17 protein-coding genes are annotated in these 22,318 nt (G+C 70.7%); 5 read left to right on the top strand and 12 right to left on the bottom strand.

Annotated elements, in window-relative coordinates:
* Positions 1-22 precede the first annotated feature (22 nt).
* From ACI2L3_RS24240 to ACI2L3_RS24220, 5 genes are read right to left on the bottom strand one after another with little or no spacing between them, the layout of a single operon-like run.
* A complete protein-coding gene (locus ACI2L3_RS24240; RefSeq protein WP_404754479.1) occupies positions 23-784 on the bottom strand; it encodes a purine-nucleoside phosphorylase in 762 nt (253 codons plus the stop codon).
* Positions 781-1,719 (bottom strand): ABC transporter permease, encoded by a 939-nt coding sequence (locus tag ACI2L3_RS24235; RefSeq protein WP_404754478.1) that lies wholly within the window; start codon positions 1,717-1,719, stop codon positions 781-783. The genes ACI2L3_RS24240 and ACI2L3_RS24235 overlap by 4 nt, the downstream gene beginning before the upstream one ends.
* Positions 1,719-2,792: an ABC transporter permease gene (locus tag ACI2L3_RS24230; protein ID WP_404754477.1), complete on the bottom strand. Its 1,074-nt coding sequence runs from the start codon at positions 2,790-2,792 to the stop codon at positions 1,719-1,721. The genes ACI2L3_RS24235 and ACI2L3_RS24230 overlap by 1 nt, the downstream gene beginning before the upstream one ends.
* A gap of 1 nt (position 2,793) precedes the next feature.
* Complete coding sequence (locus ACI2L3_RS24225) at positions 2,794-4,389, bottom strand: ABC transporter ATP-binding protein (protein ID WP_404754476.1); 1,596 nt, start codon at positions 4,387-4,389, stop codon at positions 2,794-2,796.
* Positions 4,373-5,437 carry a BMP family ABC transporter substrate-binding protein gene (locus ACI2L3_RS24220; protein ID WP_404754475.1) on the bottom strand — a complete coding sequence of 355 codons (1,065 nt, stop codon included), beginning with the start codon at positions 5,435-5,437 and terminating at the stop codon, positions 4,373-4,375. The genes ACI2L3_RS24225 and ACI2L3_RS24220 overlap by 17 nt, the downstream gene beginning before the upstream one ends.
* A gap of 376 nt (positions 5,438-5,813) precedes the next feature.
* Here ACI2L3_RS24220 and mtnA point away from each other — a divergent pair, with 376 nt between their 5' ends.
* Positions 5,814-6,863 carry an S-methyl-5-thioribose-1-phosphate isomerase gene (gene mtnA / locus ACI2L3_RS24215; protein ID WP_404754474.1) on the top strand — a complete coding sequence of 350 codons (1,050 nt, stop codon included), beginning with the start codon at positions 5,814-5,816 and terminating at the stop codon, positions 6,861-6,863.
* A gap of 4 nt (positions 6,864-6,867) precedes the next feature.
* Here mtnA and mtnB read toward each other — a convergent pair whose 3' ends face one another.
* From mtnB to ACI2L3_RS24180, 7 genes are all read right to left on the bottom strand, one after another.
* Complete coding sequence (gene mtnB, locus ACI2L3_RS24210; RefSeq protein ID WP_404754473.1) at positions 6,868-7,494, bottom strand: methylthioribulose 1-phosphate dehydratase; 627 nt, start codon at positions 7,492-7,494, stop codon at positions 6,868-6,870.
* Entirely contained in the window at positions 7,491-8,237 is a 747-nt protein-coding gene (mtnC, locus tag ACI2L3_RS24205; RefSeq protein WP_404754472.1) for an acireductone synthase, read from the bottom strand. The genes mtnB and mtnC overlap by 4 nt, the downstream gene beginning before the upstream one ends.
* A complete protein-coding gene (locus ACI2L3_RS24200; protein ID WP_404754471.1) occupies positions 8,234-8,824 on the bottom strand; it encodes a 1,2-dihydroxy-3-keto-5-methylthiopentene dioxygenase in 591 nt (196 codons plus the stop codon). The genes mtnC and ACI2L3_RS24200 overlap by 4 nt, the downstream gene beginning before the upstream one ends.
* 174 nt (positions 8,825-8,998) lie before the next feature.
* The gene (locus ACI2L3_RS24195; protein ID WP_404754470.1) at positions 8,999-10,624 is read right to left on the bottom strand and encodes an FAD-dependent oxidoreductase; all 1,626 of its coding nucleotides are present in this window, start codon (positions 10,622-10,624) and stop codon (positions 8,999-9,001) included.
* 3 nt (positions 10,625-10,627) lie between these two features.
* Positions 10,628-12,172 (bottom strand): glycerol kinase GlpK, encoded by a 1,545-nt coding sequence (glpK, locus tag ACI2L3_RS24190; protein WP_404754469.1) that lies wholly within the window; start codon positions 12,170-12,172, stop codon positions 10,628-10,630.
* An 80-nt stretch (positions 12,173-12,252) separates the two neighbouring features.
* A complete protein-coding gene (locus tag ACI2L3_RS24185) occupies positions 12,253-13,044 on the bottom strand; it encodes an MIP/aquaporin family protein (protein ID WP_404754468.1) in 792 nt (263 codons plus the stop codon).
* A gap of 310 nt (positions 13,045-13,354) precedes the next feature.
* Positions 13,355-14,119, bottom strand: a complete 765-nt coding sequence (locus tag ACI2L3_RS24180) for an IclR family transcriptional regulator (RefSeq protein WP_404754467.1) — start codon at positions 14,117-14,119, stop codon at positions 13,355-13,357.
* Positions 14,120-14,386: 267 nt separating this feature from the next.
* On the opposite strand from ACI2L3_RS24180, the gene metH reads away from it, so the two are divergent.
* From metH to ACI2L3_RS24160, 4 genes are all read left to right on the top strand, one after another.
* Positions 14,387-17,926, top strand: coding sequence for a methionine synthase (gene metH, locus ACI2L3_RS24175; protein ID WP_404754466.1), 3,540 nt, complete (start codon positions 14,387-14,389; stop codon positions 17,924-17,926).
* 100 nt (positions 17,927-18,026) lie between these two features.
* Positions 18,027-18,722, top strand: coding sequence for an HAD family hydrolase (locus tag ACI2L3_RS24170; RefSeq protein WP_404754465.1), 696 nt, complete (start codon positions 18,027-18,029; stop codon positions 18,720-18,722).
* A 338-nt stretch (positions 18,723-19,060) separates the two neighbouring features.
* Positions 19,061-20,668, top strand: coding sequence for an ABC transporter substrate-binding protein (locus tag ACI2L3_RS24165; RefSeq protein WP_404754464.1), 1,608 nt, complete (start codon positions 19,061-19,063; stop codon positions 20,666-20,668).
* A 62-nt stretch (positions 20,669-20,730) separates the two neighbouring features.
* Entirely contained in the window at positions 20,731-22,317 is a 1,587-nt protein-coding gene (locus tag ACI2L3_RS24160) for an ABC transporter substrate-binding protein (RefSeq protein WP_404754463.1), read from the top strand.
* Position 22,318: the final 1 nt, after the last annotated feature.

Raw genomic sequence — 22,318 nt, 5'->3', positions numbered from 1 at the left:
CGCTGTAGTCCCGAAGGGTCGTTCAGCGCTCGGCCGAGGCCAGCAGGCGCAGCGCGTCCAAGGTTATCCGGGCGCCCCGGTCGACCCCTTCGGCGACCACGTCGCGGTGCGGGTCGTAGCCGCCGGTGGCCTCCTTGTCGACGAGTTCGTCGGCGTTCGCGCCGTCCACGACCAGCGCGCCGCCCGCCGTCAGGCCGTGCGTCGAGGCGAAGACGAGGAGCGCCGAGAGCTCCATCTCGATGGCGGCGATCCCGGCGGCCGCGTACGCCTCGCCGGGCAGCGGCAGGAAGCCCGGCTGGAACGCGGCCCGCGTCCACACCACGCCCCGGTGGTACGGAGCGCCGGCCGCCCGCGCCGCGCGCTGGAGGGCGAGGACCGCCTCCGGCGCGGAGAACGCCGGGTACTCGGCCGGGATCAGCTGCTGGGTCACGCCGTCGTCGCGCACCGCCGCGTCCGCGATGACCAGGTCGCCGTCGCGGATGCCGGGGCGGATCGCGCCCGCCGTGCCGAGCCGCAGGATCGTGGTGACGCCCGCCTCGGCGAGCTCCTGGAAGAGGAGGATCGCGCCGGGCGCGCCGACGCCGTGCGAGGAGACGACGACGGGCGTGCCCTGCCAGGTGCCGGTGAAGGTGCGGTACTCGCGGTGGTACGACACCTCCTTCGCGTCGGACAGCAGGTCGGCGACGGCGGCCGCGCGGCCCGGGTCACCGACGACGACCGCCTGCGCGGGCAGGCCGGCGCGGGGGACACGGGTGATGGGCAGCGCGTCGATGAGCGACGTCATGAGGATGCTCCTAGCAGGGACTCGGGAGGCTGCGGGCGCTCCGGGCGCCTTGGACGCTCCGGGCGTTTTCGGCGCTTACGGCGTGCCGTCGAGAGGAAGAGGGCGATCAGGGTGACCACGTAGGGGGCGGCATCGGTCGCCTGCTGCGGCAGGCCGTTGCCCTGCAGCCGGAACCCGACCGCCTCCGCGACCCCGAAGAGCAGCCCGGCGAGCAGCACCCCCAGCGGCAGGGCCCGGCCCAGCATCACGGCGACCACGGCGATCCAGCCGCGCCCCGCCGTCATGTTCTCCGAGAACAACGTGACGTTCCCGAGCGCCAGTTGGGCGCCCGCCAGCCCGCACAGCACACCGCCCGTGAGCACGGCGGCGTACTGGTACTTCGCCGGGCTCACACCGAGCGTCGCCGCCGCGTCCGGCGCCTCGCCGACCCCGCGCAGCCGCAGCCCCCACGGATGGCGGGCGAGGAACACGGCGGCGACGGCGACGGCCGCCCACGACACGTACACGAGCGGCGAGTGCCCCGACAGGACGGGACCCAGGAAGGCGAGGTCGACGCCGCCGAGGCCCGCGAGGTCCGGGTCGGAGAACGTGCCCTGCACGCCGAAGACGGTCCGCAGCAGAAAGCCGGTCAGGCCGACCGCGAGGAGGTTGAGCGCGACGCCGAGCACGACGGCGTCGCCCCGCAGAGTGATGGTCCCCACGGCGAGGATCATCGCGTACGCGGCGGAGGAGAGGGCCGCGAACAGGACACCGAGCCAGGCGCTGCCCGTGAACCAGCTGCCCGCGACCGCGCTGAAGCAGCCGATCAGCATCATGCCTTCGAGCCCGATGTTGAACACGCCCGCCCGTTCACAGATCGCGCCGCCGAGCCCGGCGAGCAGGATCGGCGTGAGCGCGAGGAGCGCCGAGTGGAACAGCGCGGAGTCGACGGCCATCAGACTTCTTCCTTGGTGTTCTGGGTGCGCCGCGCACGCCGCCAGGTGAACCGGAGGCGCGCGGCCAGGAAGACGATGACGACGGCCTGGAGCACCTGCGTCAGCTCGCGCGGCACCTCCGTGGCCCGCTCCATGGCGAGCCCGCCGACATCGAGCGCGGCGAAGAACAGCGCGGCGACGGCGGTCCCCAGAGGCGCGGCGGAGGCGAGGAGCGCGGCCGTGAGACCGGTCCACGTGTGCCCTGCGGCGGTCAGTGAACCGTCGATGAAGCGGTACGGGAAGCTGAGCACGCCGATGGCGCCGACGAGCCCGGCGACGGCCCCGGACACCGCCATCAGCCGCAGCGTGAGGCGCGGCCCGTCGACGCCCGCGTACGCGGCGAAGCGCGGGTTGAGCCCCGTCATGCGGATCTCGTAGCCGGTGGCGGTGCGGGCGTCCGCGAAGAGGAAGACACCCGCGGCGGCCACGACGAGCAGCAGCCCCACGGTGACCGTCGACTGACCGAACGCGGGCAGCTCCACACCCTCCGGCAGCCGCCGGGTCTGCGGCAGGCTCGACCCCTCCTCCTTGAGCGGGAAACGCGCGAGGTACGAGGCGAAGGACATCGCCGGATAGCTCAGCAGCAGACTGCTCACCAGCAGCGGCACGCCGAACCGGTTCTGGCAGACCGCGGCGAGCGACGCGTAGCCGGCACCCGCCGCCATCCCGGCGAGCAGCGCGGCGACCACGGCGAGCGGCGCGGGCAGCGGAACGTACAGACCGGTGGCCGCGGCGGCGATGCCGCCCAGCACCAACTGGCCGTCGCCGCCCAGGTTCAGGAGACCGGCCCGCATCGGCACGGCCAGCGCGACGGCGAGCCCGAGGATGCTGGTCCCGGTGGTCAGCGTGGACCCGATCCCGTCGGGCCCGAGCGAGCCGCTGACCACGGACTCGTACGCCACCAGGGGGTCGGCCCCCGTCCCGACGAGGAAGAGCGCCCCGACGAGGACGGCGGCGACGACGGAGTGCAGGGCGGGGGCGCGCAGGGCACGCCCCACGGCGGAGTGCCCCTTGGAGAGGCTCTCGACGGCCATGTCAGGGGCCTTCCTTGAGGGGCGCGGGTGAGGTGGAGGCCTCGGCGGGTGAGGCGGATGGGGCGGGCGCCTCGGCGGGGGAGTCGAGGGAACCCGTCGGCGCGCCGCCCGCCATCGCCAGCCCCAGCCGCCGCTCGTCCGCCTCCTCGCGGGTGAACTCGGCGGCGATCCCGCCCTCGTACATCACGAGGACCCGGTCCGCGAGGCCGCGGATCTCGCTCAGTTCGGCGGAGACCAGGAGGATCGCGTGGCCCGCGTCACGGTGCGCGATCAGGTGGTCGTGGATCGTCTGGACGGCGCCGATGTCCACGCCGCGAGTGGGCTGTTCCACGATCAACAGCGGTGATTCGTGGGCCAGTTCGCGCCCGATGACGAGCTTCTGCAGATTGCCGCCGGAGAGCGAACCCGCCGTGTGACCCGACGACGCGGCCTTGATGCCGAACCGCTCGACGAGCACGCGCGCGTGCTCGCGGAGCCGGCCGGGGCGCAGCAGGCCGTGGCCCCGGTGGTGGCCCATGGCGAGGTTCTCCGCGACCGTCGCGGCAGGCGCCGTGCCGACCGCCGCGCGGTCCTCGGGAACGTACGCGAGCCCCGCCGCCCGGCGCTCCGCCGCCGACGCGTGCGTGACGTCGTGCCCGGCGAGCGCGACACGGCCCGCCAGGGTCGGCCGCAACCCCGCGACGGCCTCGACCAGTTGGGACTGGCCGTTGCCCGCGACGCCCGCGATGCCGACGATCTCACCGACGCGGACGGTGAGCGACACCTCGCGCACCCCGTCCGCCGTCAGGCCGTCGACCGTCAGGACCGCGCGGCCCGGCGAGCCCGCCGGATGCACCCGGTCCAGCTCCACCGCGCGCCCCGTCATGGCCGCCGCGATGCCGTCCGCGCTCGTCCGGCCGGTCCGCAGGCGCGCCGCGACCCGCCCGTCGCGCAGCACCGTCACCGTGTCGCTGCCCTCCATGACCTCGCGCAGTTTGTGCGTGACCAGGAGGACGGTGCGGCCCTCGGCCGCGAGGGAGCGGAGCACTCCGAAGAGCGCGTCCGCCTCCGCGGGGGTCAGGACGGCGGTCGGCTCGTCGAGGATGAGGGTGCGGGCGCCGCGGTGGAGGAGCTTGAGGATCTCCACGCGCTGGCGCACGCCCACCGGCAGGTCGCCGACCTTCGCCGCCGGGTCGACGGCGAGCCCGTGCTCCTCGGCGAGCGCTCCCACCCGCCGGACCGCCTCCGCCCGGTCGACGAGGCCGAAACGCCGCGGTTCGGCGGCGAACACGACGTTCTCGGCGACCGTGAAGGAGGGGAACAGCTTGAAGCTCTGGTGCACCATCCCCAGGCCCGCGTCGATCGCCTCGCTCGGGCTCGCGAACGACACCTCGCGCCCGTCGAGCAGGATCTGCCCGGCGTCCGGGCGCAGCAGCCCGTACAGGACGGACATCAGCGTGGACTTGCCCGCGCCGTTCTCACCCATCAGGGCGTGGATCTCACCGCGCCGCACGGTCAGGTCCACCCGGTCGTTGGCGAGCGTGCCGGGGAACTCCTTGGTGATGCCCCGCAGTTCGACGGCGAACGGGGTACCGGTGTCCTCAGGCGGCGGGGTCATCGACGGTCAGCTTTCCGCCGGCGATGTCGTCGCGCAGCTTCTTGACGCGCTTCAGCACGTCGTCGTTGGCGGGCTCCGCGATCAGGCACTTCGAGCCGGCGAGCCCCGGCTCCAGGCCGGTCAGCGACATGCCGCCCTCCTTGAGGCCGTACGACACGGTGGTGCCGCCCTTGCCGTCGAGGATCTGTCCGATGCCCTTCTCCACGGCGACGTCGGTCTTCTTGAGCACGTTGTCGACGACGACACCGGGGCTGGTCAGGCACTGGTTGGCGTCCACGCCGTACGCCAGGAACCCCTTGCCCTTCGCCGCCTTCGCGGCCTTCGCGGCCTGGAAGACGCCCGTGTTGCCCGCGGCGGCGGCCGCCATCACCTGGTCGACACCGCCCGAGGCGAGCGTCGACGCCTGGTCCTTGGCGCGCGCCGCGTCGTTGAACGGCGACTGCCCGCCGACGAACAGCGTCCGGGAACCGACGCCCGCCCGCACCTTCTTCGCACCCGCCGCGAACGGCTCGCTGTACCGCCGGAACTGCGGGGTGTCGAGCACGTCGACGGCGCCGACCTTCTTGCTCTCCGTCAGCAGCCCGGCCTCGGCACCGGCGAGGAAGACGGCCTCGTGCTCACGGAAGACGGCACAGGTGACGTTCTCGTACGTCTTCTTCGTGCACGCGTCGACGAGCAGGAACTGCTGCTTCGGGTGGGCCTCGGCCTGCTGCGCCACGATGTCCGCGAACTCGAAGCCGACCAGCGCGACGACGTCGGGCGCCGAGTCCACGGCGGAGGCGACGTTCTGCTGCCGCGAGTCGCTGTCGCTGCTCTGGAAGACCTTCTGCGAGCCGCCGTGCGCCTTTGCCGCCGCCTTCACCCCGGAGACGGCCAGCTTGAGGAACTCGTTCTGGGCGACGGGGTCGGGCGTGACGAGCGTGAAGGTCCTGCCGCCGCCCTTGCCCGGGTCTCCGCCCTTGGCGGCGGCGTTGCAGCCGGTGGCGAGGAGGACGGCACCGACGGTGGCCGCGGTGATCCTCAGGGAGGTACGCGTACGCAGGGACATGGGATCGCCTTCGTGGAGGTGCCCGGCAGCGGCCCGGGCGGTGGCAGGAGAGTCGTACGTGCCGGAGCGGTGTCGCTCAGCGACAACAGCGGCGACAGCACACGCGGCGACAGCACATGCGGCGACAGCGCGTTCGGCGGCCGCAGGACACGGCGGAGCAGCCGCACATCACGCCGGCATTCGCGGCCATGGCTGTCCTCCTCACACGTGGATACACCGTGGATCGGATCGATCCGTCCTGGGTGGCGGTGAGGGTAACACCGGCTTTCGGACAGCCGCACGAACGTCTCGGAATGTGGTTCGAGCACGTCAGGTACGGTGACGACACCCCTCCTCCCATGGCCGGAAACGCCCCTTTTCACTCGGAGTTGAGCCCATGAACAGCCAGGAACTGCGCGCCGTGACGTGGACGGCTGCCGCGGGGGACGGCAGCCCGGCCGTCTCCCTCATCGACCAGACCGCGCTGCCGCACGCGCTGGAACGCCTCGCCGTCACGACGGTCGACGGCCTGGTCGACGCGATCGTCCGGCTCGTCGTCCGCGGCGCGCCCGCGATCGGCGCCGCGGGCGCGTACGGGGTCGCCCTCGCGATGGCGCAGGCCGGACGTGAGGGCTGGGACCGCCCGCGTCTGGACGCCGAGGTGGCCCGCATCCGGGAGGCCAGGCCCACCGCGGTGAACCTGATGGTGTGCGTGGACCGCGTGCGGCCCTTCATCGACAAGGGGGCGCCCGCCGTCCTCGCCGAGGCGGACGCGATCGTCGAGGAGGACCTCGCCGCCAACCACGCGATGGGCGCGCACGGCGCCGACTGGCTCCTGGACCGCGTGCCCGCCGCCGCGGACCGCCCGCTGCGGATCCTCACCCACTGCAACACCGGCGCCCTCGCCACGGCCGGCTGGGGCACGGCGCTCGGCGTCATCCGCGAACTCCACGCCAGGGAACGGCTGGAAACGGTGTACGCCGACGAGACGCGCCCCCTCCTCCAGGGCGCCCGCCTGACGGCCTGGGAGCTCGCCCAGGAGGGCATCCCGCACTACGTCCAGGCGGACGGCGCGGCGGCGGGCACGATCCTGCGCGGCGAGGTCGACGCGGCGATCGTCGGGGCGGACCGCGTCGCGGCCAACGGCGACACGGCCAACAAGGTCGGCACGGTCGGCATCGCCCTCGCCTGCGCTCACGCGGGCATCCCCTTCGTGGTGGCGGCGCCCACGACGACGGTGGACCTCTCCACCCCCTCCGGAGACGCGATCCACATCGAACTCCGGGGGGAGGACGAGGTGTTGGAGTGGGCAGGCGTCCGTACGGCGCCCAAGGCCTCCCGCGGCCACAATCCGGCCTTCGACGTGACACCGGGTTCGCTGGTGTCGGCGCTGGTCACGGAGCGCGGCGTGCGGGAGGTGTCGGCGGGGGAGCTGCCGGAGGCGTGAGGGGTCAGCCCCGCGCCGCCGCCAGCTCGAGGAGCCACTCCACGACCTCTGCCCGATGCCGTGCCTCGCGCGGGTCCGCCCCCCATACGTAGATCCCGTGCCCGGCGACGACCACCGCCGGCATCCCCGGCCGGAGCGCGGCCTCAAGGCGGTCGCCGAGCACGGCCATGTCCTGGCTGTTCTCGATCACCGGGAGTGTCACCGACACCTCGTGCGTCGGATGCCCGAGCCCCTTCAGCATCTCCAGGTTCTCGAAGGCGATCCCGGCGGGGGAGCGCTGCCCCATGACCACCGACGCCACCGTGTGGACGTGCACCACCGCGCCCGCGCCGGTGAGCCGCACCACGCGCGCGTGCAGGGCGGCCTCGGCGGAGGGCCGCCCGGGCCCGACCGCCGCGCCCTCGCCGTCCGTCAACACCACGTCGGACGGCGTGAGTTCACCCTTGTCCCGCCCGCTCGCCGTGACGGCGAGCCGGAGCGGGTCCCGCGCCAGGACCAGGGACAGGTTCCCGGACGTCCCCCGCATCCAGCCGAACGAAGCGAACCGCGCCGCCTCCGCGGCCAGCACGGCCCCGGCCTCCTCCAGCTCCACGGCGGACGCGGTGGTCTCGTCGGTCGTCTCGGCGGTCATGAACTGCTCCCGGCGTCAGGAGGGGTGGCGGCAAGAGGGGGGATCTCGGAGAAGGCCGAGACCCGGGTGTGGTCGCCGAAGTCGGCGTCGGCGTACGGCTCCCCGGCCCGGCGCACGCCGACCGTCCGCCAGCCCGCGGCCCGTGCCGCGTCCAGCTCGCCGGGCCGGTCGGAGAGGAAGAGCAGCCGCCCCGGGGCGACCCCGGTGTCCGAGGCGATGGTCCGGTAGGAGTCCGCCTCCTGCTTGGGCCCCGCGTTCTCGGTGTCGTACAGGCCGCTGACGAGCCCCAGCAGATCGCCCTCCGCGGAGTGCGCGAACCACGCCCGCTGCGCCGCCACCGAACCCGACGAGTACACGTACAGCCGCACCCCGTCCGCGTGCCAGCGCCGCAGCACCGGGATGACGTCCGGGTAGAAGTGCGACACGAGCTCCCCGCGCGCGAAGCCCTCCGCCCACAGGACACCCTGGAGCGTCTTCAGAGGAGTCGCCTTGCGGTCGGCGTCGACCCACTCGCCGAGCACCTTCTCCACGCGCCCGGCGTCGGCGTCCGGCTCGCCGATCTCGGCCCGCACTTGCGCGACGGCCCGCGCCACCTCGGGCTCGCCGCCCCGCGAGGCGAGCAGCTCGCCGAACCGCTCGCGCGCGTACGGGTACAGCACGTCCACCACGAACCCCGTGGCGCTCGTGGTGCCCTCGATGTCGAGGACGACGGCGTCCACGCCGTACAGGTTCTGATCCGTCACGCGGCGTACCCCGCGTGGATCTCGTCGAAGTCGGGGAAGCGGTCCGCGATCGGGCTGCCGGTGAAGTTGCCGATCCAGCCGTCCTCCTCGTGGAAGAAGCGGATCGCCGTGAACGCGGGGGAGGTGCCCATGTCGAACCAGTGCGTGGTGCCGCGCGGCACCCCGAGCAGGTCGCCCTTCTCGCAGTACACGGCGTGCACCTCGCCGCCCACGTGGAGGTAGAAGATCCCGGCGCCCGCGACGAAGAAACGCACCTCGTCATCGTCGTCGTGCGTGTGCTCGGCCAGGAACTTCTGCCGGGCGGCCCTCGCCTTCGCGGGCCACTCCGGGTCGTCACCGGCCGGCGGGTGCAGCGCCACCACGTCGACGGTCCGGAAGCCTTCCTCGGCGTTGAGCTTGTCGATCTCCGCGCGGTACGCGGCGAAGACGGTGTCGCTGTCGGCGTCGGCCGGCACGTCCTCGCGCACCGGCCACTGTTCGTAGCGCACGCCTATCGGAGCGAGCGCGGCGGCGATCTCCGCAGGCTCCGAAGTGCGGCGGACGACGGTCTCGGGTCCGGCCTCCGGCCAGGTCGTCAGGAGAGTCATGGTCACTCCAGGGCAGGTCAGCGGGTGGTTCTCGGGATCGTAACTCCCGTCCCCGGCCTGCCACAGGGTGTCCCAGTGCGTGGACGCGTAAGGGGCGGCCTCCAGGGAGGCCGCCCCTTACACACCGGTACCTACTGGCCCGATGAACCGTCAGTACCTACTGCCGATGAACCGTCAGTCCTTCTTCTTCAACAGGTCCTCGACCTTGCCGCGCACCTCGTCCGTGGCCAGGCCGCGGATCGTCAGCGTCGTACGGCGGCGCAGCACGTCGTCCGCCGTCTCGGCCCACTCGTTGTCGCGGGCGTAGACGACCTGGGCCCAGATCTCCGGGGCGTCCGGGTGGACGCGCTCGGCGAGCTCCGGGTTCTCGTTCGCGAGGCGGGCGATGTCGAAGGAGAGCGAGCCGTAGTGCGTCGCCAGGTGCTTGGCCGTGTCGGCGGCCATGCGCGGGCCGGGCGCCGGACCGTCCACGAGGAGGCGGTGGGCGACGGCACGCGGGTTGGCGATGCCGGGCAGCGGCAGCTTCTTCGGCAGCTCGGAGATCGGCTCGTAGTCGTCGCCGAGCGGGTGCCCCGGCAGCGACTCCAGCTTCTTCATCACCGTACGGCCGATGTGGCGGAACGTCGTCCACTTGCCGCCGGCCACCGACAGCATGCCGCCGGTGCCCTCGGTGACGACCGTCTCGCGCTTGGCCTTGGAGGTGTCGCCGGGGCCGCCGGGCAGGACGCGCAGACCCGCGAAGGAGTACGTGATCAGGTCGCGCGACAGCTGCTGGTCGCGGATGGAGAACGCGGCCTCGTCCAGGATCTGGGCGGTGTCCGCCTCGGTGACCCTGACGTCCGCCGGGTCGCCCTCGAACTCCTCGTCCGTGGTGCCGAGCAGCAGCATGTCCTCCCAGGGAAGAGCGAACGTGATGCGGTACTTGTCGATCGGGGTCGCCAGCGCGGCCTTCCAGGGGGCGGTGCGCTTGAGGACCAGGTGCGCGCCCTTGGAGAGGCGGATGGAGGGCGACGCGTCCGGGTTCTCCATCTTGCGCAGGTGGTCGACCCAGGGGCCGGTCGCGTTCAGGACCAGGCGGGCGTTGACCCCGAACTCGTCGCCCCTCATGCGGTCCTTGAGCTCGGCGCCGGTGACCCGGCCCCCGGTGAAGCGCAGGCCGGTGACCTCGGCGTGGTTGAGGACGGCGGCACCGGCCTCGACGGCCGCGCGGACCGTCATCAGGGCCATGCGGGAGTCGTTCATCTGGTCGTCGCCGTAGACCGCGACGGCCTTCAGGTTGTCCGTGCGCAGCTCCGGCACGTCCTGCGCGGCCTTCGACGGCGAAAGCAGGTGGCCGACGCCGTCGCCGAACGCGGACAGCGCCGAGTAGGCGAAGACGCCCGCGCCGAGCTTGGCCGCGCCGTGCGGGCCGCCCTTGTAGACGGGCAGGTAGAAGGTGAGCGGGTTCGCCAGGTGGGGGGCCACCTGACGGGACACCGCGCGACGCTCGAAGTGGTTCTCCGCGACCAGCTTCACCGCGCCGGTCTGCAGGTAGCGCAGACCGCCGTGGAGCAGCTTGGAGGAGGCGGAGGAGGTGGCGCCGGCGAAGTCACCGGCGTCCACCAGGGCCACCCGCAGTCCCGACTGCGCGGCATGCCAGGCGGTGGAGATGCCCAGAATTCCGCCGCCGATCACCAGGAGGTCGTACGTCGCCTTGGAAAGCTGCTCCCGGGTCTCGGCGCGGCTCGCCACTCCAAAAGCAGCACGTGAACCGGTAGCCGGATGCGTCCCGAGGGCAGGGACGCTCTGCAGGGTGGTCATGTCTTACTCCTCGCCACTCTCATCGAGCCAACCCATGGACCGCTCGACGGCCTTGAGCCAGCTCTTGTACTCACGGTCGCGGGTGCCCGCGTCCATGTGGGGGGTCCACTCCGCGGCCCGCCGCCAGTTGGCGCGCAGCTCGTCGGTCGAGGACCAGAAGCCGACGGCGAGACCGGCGGCGTAGGCGGCACCGAGGCAGGTCGTCTCGGCCACCATCGGGCGCACCACCGGCGCGTCGAGGAAGTCCGAGAGGGTCTGCATCAGCAGGTTGTTGGAGGTCATGCCGCCGTCGACCTTGAGGGCCGCGAGCTCGACGCCGGAGTCCTTCGTCATGGCGTCGGTGATCTCACGGGTCTGCCAGGCCGTGGCCTCCAGGACGGCGCGCGCGATGTGCGCCTTGGTGACGTACCGGGTCAGACCGGCGATCACACCGCGGGCGTCGGAGCGCCAGTACGGGGCGAAGAGGCCGGAGAAGGCCGGTACGAAGTAGGCGCCGCCGTTGTCCTCGACCGACGACGCGAGCGTCTCGATCTCGGCGGCGGAGTTGATCAGGCCCATCTGGTCCCGCATCCACTGCACCAGCGAACCGGTGACGGCGATGGAGCCCTCCAGGGCGTAGACCGGCTTCTGGTCGCCGATCTGGTAGCCGACCGTGGTCAGCAGCCCGGAGTAGGAGTTGATGGCCTTGTCACCGGTGTTCATCAGCATGAAGGTGCCGGTGCCGTAGGTGGACTTGGCCTCGCCCTCGTCGAAGCAGGTCTGGCCGAACAGGGCCGCCTGCTGGTCGCCGAGCGCGGAGGCGACGGGGATGCCGCCGAGCAGGTCGCCGAGCTGTCCGCCGGTGACCTCGCCGTAGACCTCGGCGGAGGAGCGGATCTCGGGGAGCATCTGCGCGGGGACGCCGATGGAGTCGCAGATGCGCTCGTCCCACTGCATCTTGTGCAGGTTCATCAGCATGGTGCGGGAGGCGTTGGTGACGTCGGTGACGTGCTTGCCGCCGTCGACTCCGCCGGTCAGGTTCCAGATGACCCAGGAGTCCATGGTGCCGAAGAGGATGTCGCCCGCCTCGGCGCGCTCGCGCAGGCCCTCGACGTTGTCGAGCAGCCAGCGGGCCTTGGGCCCGGCGAAGTAGGAGGCCAGCGGGAGGCCGGTCTCGCGGCGGAAGCGGTCCTTGCCGACGTTGCGCCCGAGCTCTCTGCAGAGCGCGTCGGTGCGGGTGTCCTGCCAGACGATGGCGTTGTGGACCGGCTCGCCGGTGTTCTTGTCCCACAGCAGCGTGGTCTCACGCTGGTTGGTGATGCCGATCGCCTTGATGTCGTCGCGGGTGATCCCGGCCTTGGCGACGGCTCCGGCGACGACTTCCTGGACGTTGGTCCAGATCTCGGTCGCGTCGTGCTCGACCCAGCCCGGCTTCGGGAAGATCTGCTCGTGCTCCTTCTGGTCGACGGAGACGATCCGGCCGTCCTTGTCGAAGACGATGCAGCGGCTGGACGTGGTGCCCTGGTCGATGGCCGCGATGAAGGGGCCTGCGGTGTGTGCGTCGGTCACGGTGTGCTCCAGAATTCTTTCTCTGACGGCTCGAGCGTCTTAGGCGGTCATCGGTCGTCGGCGCGGGTCTACTTGAACGCCTACTTGAAAGCGACGTTGTAGAGACCGCCGGCGATGGCGCCGCCGATCAGCGGACCGACGATCGGCACCCAGGCGTACGACCAGTCCGAGCTGCCCTTGTTCGGCAGCGGGAGCAGGGAGTGGACGATGCGGGGACCGAGGTCACGGACCGGGTTGATCGCGTATCCCGTGGGACCGCCGAGGGAGAGGCCGATGCCGACCACGACGAGCGCGGTGATCAGGGCGCCGAGGGTGCCGAGGCCGTTGCCGCCGTCGTTGAGGCCCTGCGTCAGGATGGCGAGGACCAGGACGACCGTGGCGATGATCTCCGTGAGCACGTTCTGGACGTAGTTACGGATCTCGGGTCCGGTCGAGAAGACGCCGAGCACCGGGCCCGCGGCCGGGGCGGCCTTCTGGTCGACCATGCCCTCTTCCACCGGCTGCGCCGCGAGGATCTCCGGGTCGGTCAGGTGGGCCTTGAACTGGCCCATGTAGGTGACCCACACCAGGAAGGCGCCGATCATCGCGCCGAGCAGCTGCGAGCCGAGGTAGAGCGGTACGTCGCTCCACTTGGTGCCGCCCTCGACGGCGAGGCCGAGCGTGACCGCCGGGTTGAGGTGCGCGCCGGAGACGCCGCCCGCGAGGTAGGCACCGGTCAGTACGGCGAAGCCCCACCCGAAGGTGATGGCGAGCCAGCCGGCGTCCTTGGCCTTTGAGCGCTTGAGCGTGACGGCGGCGCACACGCCACCGCCGAGCAGGATGAGCACGGCGGTACCGATGGTCTCGCCGATGAAGATGTCGGAGCTGGACACCCGCGACTCCTTTGTCCTTCGTCCAGGGGAAGGCGAACCCCGGGTCCCTCCGGTGGTCCGCGACCTCAGGTGAGGTCGTTGCCGGCCCTTGGCCTTGTCACACTCTAGCGCGTAATGCCGGTAGGTGTTCGACAATGCCGACCGATGGACGCGAGTCTCACCCCGGGGTTACTCACCCGTCAAGGGTTCTGTTATTGAAAACACGATCGTTATTGATCGTTCCCGGTTATCGGTGATCGCGCAGCCGGGACCGGCCCAGGAGTGGCCTGTGAGCAGCCCGCGCGGGCCGGCGGGCCGGCGGGGGCGGGGCTCAGAAGCGCCCGGCGCCCAGATCCCGCGACACGGCACGCGCGCAGTCCCGCACGGCGGCGATCAGCTCGGGCCGCAGCTCCCCGTCCTTGCAGACACGCTCCACGGCGCCGGTGACGCCGACCGCGCCGACCGGCATGCGCCGCCGGTCGTGGATGGGAGCGGCGACGGAGGCGATGCCCTCCCAGGTCTCCTCGACGTCCGCCGCGTACCCACGCGCGCGCGTGAGATCGAGGACGCCCTCGAAGCCCTCGGCGTCGGCCACCGTGCGCGCGGTGAAGGTCTGGCGCTCCGCCTCGACGGCTTCGTTGTGCGCGACCGGGTCGTACGCGGAGAGGACCTTGCCCAGCGCCGTGGAGTGCAGCGGCTGCATGGCCCCCACCTCCAGGACCTGGCGGCTGTCGTCGGGCCGGAAGACGTGGTGGACGATGAGCACGCCCTGCTGGTGCAGGACCCCCAGGTGGACGCTCTCGCCGCTGGAGCGGGCCAGGTCGTCGGTCCACACCAGGGCGCGGGCCCGCAGCTCGTGCACGTCCAGGTAGCTGTTGCCCAGGCGCAGCAGCTCGGCGCCCAGCTGGTAGCGGCCCGACGCGGAGTCCTGCTCGACGAAGCCCTCCGCCTGCAGCGTGCGCAGGATGCCGTGCGCCGTACCCTTGGCCAGGTCGAGGGAGGAGGCGATCTCCGAGAGGCCGAGCCGTCGCTCGCCGCCCGCGAGCAGTCGCAGCATCGCCGCGGCCCTTTCGAGCGACTGGATGTTGCGTGCCATCGCAGCCCCGACCTCCGTCCCCTTGCACCAACTCGACGTTCGACAATGCTGAACACTATCGGTCGTTGTCGACCTCTCGCTAATGCGCGGACAGCACGTGTTGCCGCCACTCACCGTGTCAAGCACCTGAACCGGCCAAGCCCGTCCCACCCGTCCGTGTTGTGGACTCCTTCACAAAGAGACCTTGGTCCCGGCTACCCTGACCGAGTGCGCCCTCCAGCCAGAAGGCGCAAAGCCGACAGCCGTCGCACTCCAGGGAGCTCTTTCATGGCCTCGTTGCCTACCCCGTCGTCGCAGCCCAAGCCTGTTTCGTCCGAGAGCAGGACCCGAGCCGACGCCCTCCGCGAGGCCCTCGCCACCCGCGTGGTCGTGGCCGACGGCGCGATGGGCACCATGCTCCAGGCGCAGGACCCCACGCTGGACGACTTCCAGCAGCTCGAAGGCTGCAACGAGATCCTGAACGTCACCCGCCCCGACATCGTGCGCGCGGTGCACGAGGAGTACTTCGCGGTCGGCGTGGACTGCGTGGAGACCAACACCTTCGGCGCGAACTTCGCCGCGCTCAGCGAGTACGACATCGCCGACCGCAACTTCGAGCTGTCCGAGGCGGGCGTCCGCATCGCCCGCGAGGTCGCCGACGAGTTCACCGCCTCCACCGGACAGCAGCGCTGGGTGCTCGGCTCCATGGGCCCCGGCACCAAGCTGCCCACCCTCGGCCACGCCCCGTACACCGTCCTGCGCGACGCCTACCAGACGAACGCCGAAGGCATGATCGCCGGCGGCGCCGACGCGCTCCTGGTGGAGACCACCCAGGACCTCCTGCAGACCAAGGCCGCCATCCTCGGCGCCCGCCGCGCCATGGACGCCACCGGCGCGAACCTCCCGCTGATCTGCTCGGTCACCGTCGAGACGACCGGCACCATGCTCCTCGGCTCGGAGATCGGCGCCGCGCTGACCGCCCTGGAGCCGCTGGGCATCGACATGATCGGCCTGAACTGCGCCACAGGCCCTGCCGAGATGAGCGAGCACCTGCGCTACCTCGCCCGCCACTCCCGCGTCCCGATCTCCTGCATGCCCAACGCGGGCCTGCCGGTCCTGGGCAAGGACGGCGCCCACTACCCCCTGACCGCGCCCGAGCTGGCCGACGCGCAGGAGGCCTTCGTCCGCGACTACGGCCTCTCCCTGGTCGGCGGCTGCTGCGGTACGACGCCGGAGCACCTGCGCCAGGTCGTGGAGCGCGTACGAGGCCTCGAGACACCGCCGCGCGACCCGCGCCCGGAGCCGGGCGCCGCCTCCCTCTACCAGACCGTGCCGTTCCGGCAGGACACCGCCTACATGGCGATCGGGGAGCGGACGAACGCGAACGGGTCGAAGAAGTTCCGCGAGGCCATGCTGGAGGGACGCTGGGACGACTGCGTGGAGATGGCCCGCGACCAGATCCGTGAGGGCGCCCACATGCTCGACCTGTGCGTCGACTACGTGGGCCGCGACGGCGTCGCCGACATGGCCGAGCTGGCCGGCCGCTTCGCGACCGCCTCCACCCTGCCCATCGTCCTCGACTCCACCGAACTCCCCGTCCTGCAGGCCGGGCTGGAGAAGCTGGGCGGCCGGGCCGTCATCAACTCCGTCAACTACGAGGACGGCGACGGCCCCGAGTCGCGCTTCGCGAAGGTCACCGCGCTCGCCAAGGAGCACGGAGCGGCGCTGATCGCGCTGACCATCGACGAAGAGGGCCAGGCCCGCACCGTCGAGCACAAGGTCGCCATCGCCGAGCGCCTGATCGAGGACCTGACCGGCAACTGGGGCATCCACGAGGCCGACATCCTCATCGACACCCTCACCTTCACCATCTGCACCGGCCAGGAAGAGTCCCGCAAGGACGGCATCGCCACCATCGAGGCGATCCGCGAGCTGAAGAAGCGACACCCGGACGTGCAGACCACGCTGGGCCTGTCCAACATCTCCTTCGGCCTCAACCCGGCCGCCCGCGTCCTGCTCAACTCCGTCTTCCTCGACGAGTGCGTCAAGGCCGGCCTGGACTCGGCGATCGTGCACGCCTCGAAGATCCTGCCGATCGCCCGCTTCGACGACGAGCAGGTCACCACCGCCCTCGACCTCATCCACGACCGCCGCGCCGAGGGCTACGACCCGCTGCAGAAGCTCATGGAGCTCTTCGAAGGCGTCTCGACGAAGTCCATGAAGGCCGGCAAGGCCGAGGAACTCCTGGCGCTGCCGCTGAACGAGCGCCTCCAGCGCCGCATCATCGACGGCGAGAAGAACGGCCTGGAAGCCGACCTCGACGAAGCCCTCCAGGACACACCCGCCCTGGACATCGTCAACAACACCCTCCTTGAGGGCATGAAGGTCGTCGGCGAGCTCTTCGGCTCCGGCCAGATGCAGCTGCCCTTCGTGCTCCAGTCCGCCGAGGTGATGAAGACCGCCGTCGCCCACCTCGAGCCGCACATGGAGAAGGTCGAGGGCGCCGAGGGCAAGGGCACCATCGTCCTGGCCACCGTCCGCGGCGACGTGCACGACATCGGCAAGAACCTCGTCGACATCATCCTCTCCAACAACGGCTACAACGTCGTCAACCTCGGCATCAAGCAGCCCGTCGCCGCCATCCTCGACGCGGCCGCCGAGCACAAGGCCGACGTGATCGGCATGTCCGGCCTGCTGGTCAAATCCACGGTGATCATGAAGGAGAACCTGGAGGAGCTCAACCAGCGCAAGATGGCCGCCGACTTCCCCGTCATCCTCGGCGGCGCCGCCCTCACCCGCGCCTACGTCGAGCAGGACCTGCACGAGATCTACGAGGGCGAAGTGCGCTACGCCCGCGACGCCTTCGAGGGCCTGCGCCTCATGGACGCCCTCATCGCGGTCAAGCGCGGCGTGCCCGGCGCCACCCTCCCGGAACTCAAGCAGCGCCGCGTGCCCACCAAGGCCACCGCCGCCGTCCTGGAGGTCACCGAGGAGGAGCAGCCCGCCCGCTCCGACGTGGCCACCGACAACCCGGTGCCCACCCCGCCGTTCTGGGGCACCCGGGTGGTCAAGGGCATCCAGCTCAAGGAGTACGCCTCCTGGCTGGACGAAGGCGCCCTCTTCAAGGGCCAGTGGGGCCTCAAGCAGGCCCGCACCGGCGACGGACCCTCGTACGAGGAACTGGTCGAGAGCGAGGGCCGCCCCCGCCTGCGCGGCTGGCTGGACGAGCTGCACACCAAGAACATGCTGGAGGCGGCCGTCGTGTACGGCTACTTCCCGTGCGTCTCCAAGGGCGACGACCTGATCCTCCTCAACGAGGACGGGTCGGAGCGCACCCGCTTCACCTTCCCGCGCCAGCGCCGCGGCCGCCGCCTGTGCCTGGCGGACTTCTTCCGCCCGGAGGAGTCCGGCGAGACCGACGTCGTCGGGCTGCAGGTGGTCACCGTCGGCTCGAAGATCGGCGAGGAGACCGCCAAGCTGTTCGCCGCCGACTCCTACCGCGACTACCTCGAACTCCACGGCCTCTCCGTCCAGTTGGCCGAGGCCCTCGCCGAGTACTGGCACGCCCGGGTGCGCGCCGAGCTCGGCTTCGCGGGCGAGGACCCCGCCGACGTGGAGGACATGTTCTCCCTGAAGTACCGCGGCGCGCGCTTCTCGCTCGGCTACGGCGCCTGCCCCGACCTGGAGGACCGCGCGAAGATCGCCGAGCTCCTCGAGCCGGAGCGGATCGGCGTCCAGCTGTCCGAGGAGTTCCAGCTCCACCCCGAGCAGTCCACCGACGCGATCGTCATCCACCACCCCGAGGCGAAATATTTCAACGCGCGCTGATCCGGCGCAGTCGTACACTGGTCGGTCCAGTGCAGGCCGGTTGCCTTCCCGCAAGAAGGAGGCGACCGGCCTTCTCGTCCCTCGAGGAAGGTGTGGTCGCATGACCAGTACGGTTCCCGCGCTCGGCACCCGAACGGCCGAAGGCTCCGCGCTCCAGGGCGTGCTGCTCGACATGGACGGAACCCTCGTGGACACCGAGGGCTTCTGGTGGGACGCCGAGGCCGAGGTCTTCGCCTCCCTCGGGCACACCCTCGACGAGGCCTGGCGCGACGTCGTCGTCGGCGGCCCCATGACGCGCAGCGCCGGCTTCCTCATCGAGGCCACCGGCGCCGACATCACCATCGCCGAGCTCACCGTGCTGCTCAACGACCGCTTCGAGGCGCGCATCAGCCGCTCCCTGCCGCTGATGCCGGGCGCCGCCCGCCTGCTCGCCGAACTCGGCGCGCACGGCGTGCCGATGGCCCTGGTCTCCGCCTCGCACCGGCGCATCATCGACCGCGTCCTCGACTCGGTCGGCGCCCACCACTTCGAACTCACCGTGGCAGGCGACGAGGTGGCCCGCACCAAGCCGCACCCCGACCCCTACCTCCTCGCGGCCCGCGGGCTCGGCGCGGACCCCGCGAGATGCGCCGTCATCGAGGACACCGCGACCGGCGTCGCCGCCGCCGAGGCCGCCGGCTGCCGGGTGGTGGCCGTCCCCTCGGTCGCGCCCATCCTCGCCGCCGCGGGCCGCACCGTCGTTCCGTCCCTCGAACACGTCAACCTGCCTTTCCTGCAAGGCCTGATGACCCTCTGACAGCCCCCGCCGAAGCCCCGCAGGGCCTGTGACGTTTCCCACTCCAGCGGGGCTCGACAGCGGAGCCGACGTATGCACTGGGCCCCTCCGGGGTGCCGTGTGACGTGACGTTGTGTCCCGATTGGTGGGAGCGTGCACGAAACCTTCCGGTGTCGGGTTATCAGTGTGTCCACGCCCGGTTTCGCAGCGTGATTGATACGGGGTTCATGCGCCCTCCGACGCCCGTCTGGTGCGGACTAATCTCGTCGCGAGAACATCGCCCCACCCCCCGTGCCCCACCAACCCACACCCCGCGTTGCGGGATTCACGGGATTCAAGAGCTCTGGAGAACGTCGAGCATGAACCGCAAGACTTTGGTGCTGCCGGCTGTCATTGGTCTGCTCGCCCCCGCGCTCGCCGCGTGCGGTGGTTCGGACGGCGGAGACGGCGACAAGCCGGTCACCGCCGGCACCACGGACACGTTCGCCATCTCCAAGGAGGTGCCGGCGCCCTTCGACCCGGCGTACGCCTACGACGCCGGTTCCTGGAACATCCTGCGCCAGACCGTCCAGACGCTGATGGCCATGCCGCGCGGCGGCGGCGACCCGCAGCCCGAAGCAGCCGAGCAGTGCGGCTTCACCGACACGGGCAACGAGCGCTACGCCTGCACCCTCCGCAAGGGGCTGACGTTCTCCGACGGCGAGCCCCTGACGGCCGCCGATGTGAAGTTCTCCATCGAGCGGGTCCGCGACATCAAGATCAAGGACCCCAGCGGCTCGGACGGCCTGGTGGCGAACGTCGACGAGATCGAGGTCCAGGGCGACCGCGACATCGTCTTCCACCTCAAGACCCCGGACGCCACGTTCCCGTTCAAGCTGGCCACGCCGACCGCGGGCATCATCAGCAAGGACCACTACAGCAAGAACAAGCTGCGCAACGGCTTCGAGGTGGACGGCTCGGGCCCGTACACCGCCAAGCAGGAAGTCGAGAACGACCGCCTGGTCAAGACGGTGTTCACCAAGAACCCCCACTACAAGGGCGCGTTCAAGGTCCAGAGCGACAAGGTGGAGCTCCGCAACTTCGCCGACACCGAAACCATGGGCAAGGCCCTGGAGGACGGCGACATCGACCTGATGACGCGCACCATGTCCCCGGAACAGGTCAAGAAGCTCGACGGAGCCTCCGACAAGAAGATCGACCTGGTCGAGATGCAGGGTCTGGAGATCCGCTACCTCGCCTTCAACACCGACGCCCCCACGGCCAAGACCAAGGCCGTCCGCCAGGCCGTGGCGCAGCTCGTCGACCGCGGCGCGCTGGCCTCCTCGGTGTACGGCTCCACGGCCGAACCGCTGTACTCGCTGGTGCCGTCCACCATCACCGGACACGCCAACTCGTTCTTCAACAAGTACAACAACCCCAGCCCGGCCAAGGCCCGCGCCCTGCTGAACAAGGCGAACATCTCCACCCCGGTGAAGATGACGCTGCACTACACCACCGACCACTACGGTCCCGGCACCAAGAAGGAGTTCGAGCTGCTGCGCAAGCAGCTGAACGACTCCGGACTGTTCGACGTGTCGATCAAGGGCGTGCCGTGGAACACCTTCCGCGCGGCCGAGCGTGACGGCAAGTACGCCGCTTACGGCATGGGCTGGTTCCCCGACTTCCCGGACGCCGACAACTTCCTCGCGCCGTTCCTCGACAAGGACAACTTCCTCGGCTCGCCGTACGTGAACGACACGATCAACGACCAGCTGATCCCGACGTCCCGCCGAGAGGCCGACCGGCTCGCCGCCTCCAAGAGCATCCGCAAGATCCAGGACATCGTCGCCGAGGACGTCCCGGTGCTCCCGCTCTGGCAGGGCAAGCAGTACATCGCGGCACGCGACGACATCACGGGTGTCGAGTGGGCCCTCAACTCCTCGTCCAACCTCCAGCTGTGGGAGCTCAGCCGCGGCGTCAGCGGCTGACCATCCGCTCCTGGCGGGCACCTCCAGTTCCAGCGAACGACCACAACACCAAAGGCACGTAAGTGAAATGTCGTAACCAGTGGCTGGCCCTTCCCCTCTCGGGAGGGCTCGCCGCCGCCCTGCTGACCGGCTGTGGCACGGAATCGGGCGGCGCGGGGGACACGGGCGACGCGGTCGTCATGGGGATGTCCGACGACGTCCTCGCCACCGACCCCGCGTCCGGCTACGACCCCGGGTCCTGGCTCCTGTTCAACAACGTCTTCCAGTCACTCCTGAGCTTCCCCAAGGGCGCCACCGAGCCCGAACCGGAGGCCGCCGAGAGCTGCGGCTTCACGGACACGGAGGCGAAGGTCTTCAAGTGCGAGCTGCGTGACGGCCTGAAGTTCAGCAACGGCAACGCGCTCACCTCGAAGGACGTCAAGTTCTCCTTCGACCGCATGCGGAAGATCAACGACGGCGACGGCCCGGCGATCATGTTCCCGATGCTCGACCGGGTACAGGCACCGGACGCCAAGACCGTCGTCTTCAAGCTGAAGTACTCCGACGCGACGTTCCCCAGCAAGATCGCTTCCGGCGCGGGCTCGATCGTGGACCACCGCGAGTACGACATGAACGCGCTGCGCGAGGACGGCAAGGCCGTCGGCTCCGGACCGTACAAGCTCGACTCGTTCGACAAGGAGCAGGCGGTCTTCTCCGTCAACTCCAGCTACGAGGGCACCGCCAAGGTGAAGAACGAGGGCGTGGCCATCAAGTTCTTCCACGGCGACCAGAAGGGCCTGAAGAAGGCGCTCCTGGACGACGAGATCGACCTCGCCTACCGAGGCCTCGCCGCCGCGGACATCGCGGACATCGAGCGCGACACCTCCAAGGACGGCCAGGACGTCGACATCGTCGAAGGCACCAGCGCCGAGGTGCAGCACCTGGTCTTCAACATGAAGGACCCGGTCGCCGGCAAGCTCGGCGTGCGCAAGGCCATGGCATACCTCCTGGACCGGGACGCCCTGGTCGAAGAGGTCTACCAGGGCACCGCCACCCCGCTGTACTCGATCGTCCCCGCGGGCATCGGCGGCCACAACACCGCCTTCTTCGACACCTACGGCGCCCGCCCCCAGCGCGCCAAGGCCGCCGCCGCCCTGCGCTCCGACGGCATCAACGGCAAGGTCAAGCTCACCCTCTGGTCGACGCCTTCGCGCTACGGCCCGGCCACCGACCAGGAGCTGCGGGCCATCGCCAAGCAGCTCAACGCGTCCGGCCTCTTCGACGCCGATGTGAAGTCCGTCGAGTTCGACCAGTACGAGAAGGACATCGAGGCCGGCAAGTACGGCGTCTACGTCAAGGGCTGGGTGCCCGACTACCCGGACCCGGACAACTTCACCCAGCCGTTCTTCGGCAAGGGCAACGTCCTCGGCAACCACTTCGAGAACAGCACCATCACCGGGAAGATCATCCCGGGCACCGCGACGGAGAGCGACCGGACCAAGACCGACAAGCAGTACGGCCAGCTCCAGGACATCGTCGCCGACCAGCTGCCCGTCCTGCCGGTATGGCAGGCCAAGCAGTACGCCGTCGTCCGCGACAGCGTCTACGGCCTGGAGTCCTGCCTCGACGCGTCGACGGTCTTCCGCTTCTGGGAGATCAGCAAGGGCTGAC

This window comes from Streptomyces sp. NPDC029674 (assembly GCF_044903205.1).
Taxonomy (GTDB): Bacteria; Actinomycetota; Actinomycetes; order Streptomycetales; family Streptomycetaceae; genus Streptomyces.
The sequence above is the reverse complement of the archived record's forward strand: the minus strand, read 5'-3'. Positions and strand labels throughout refer to the sequence as shown.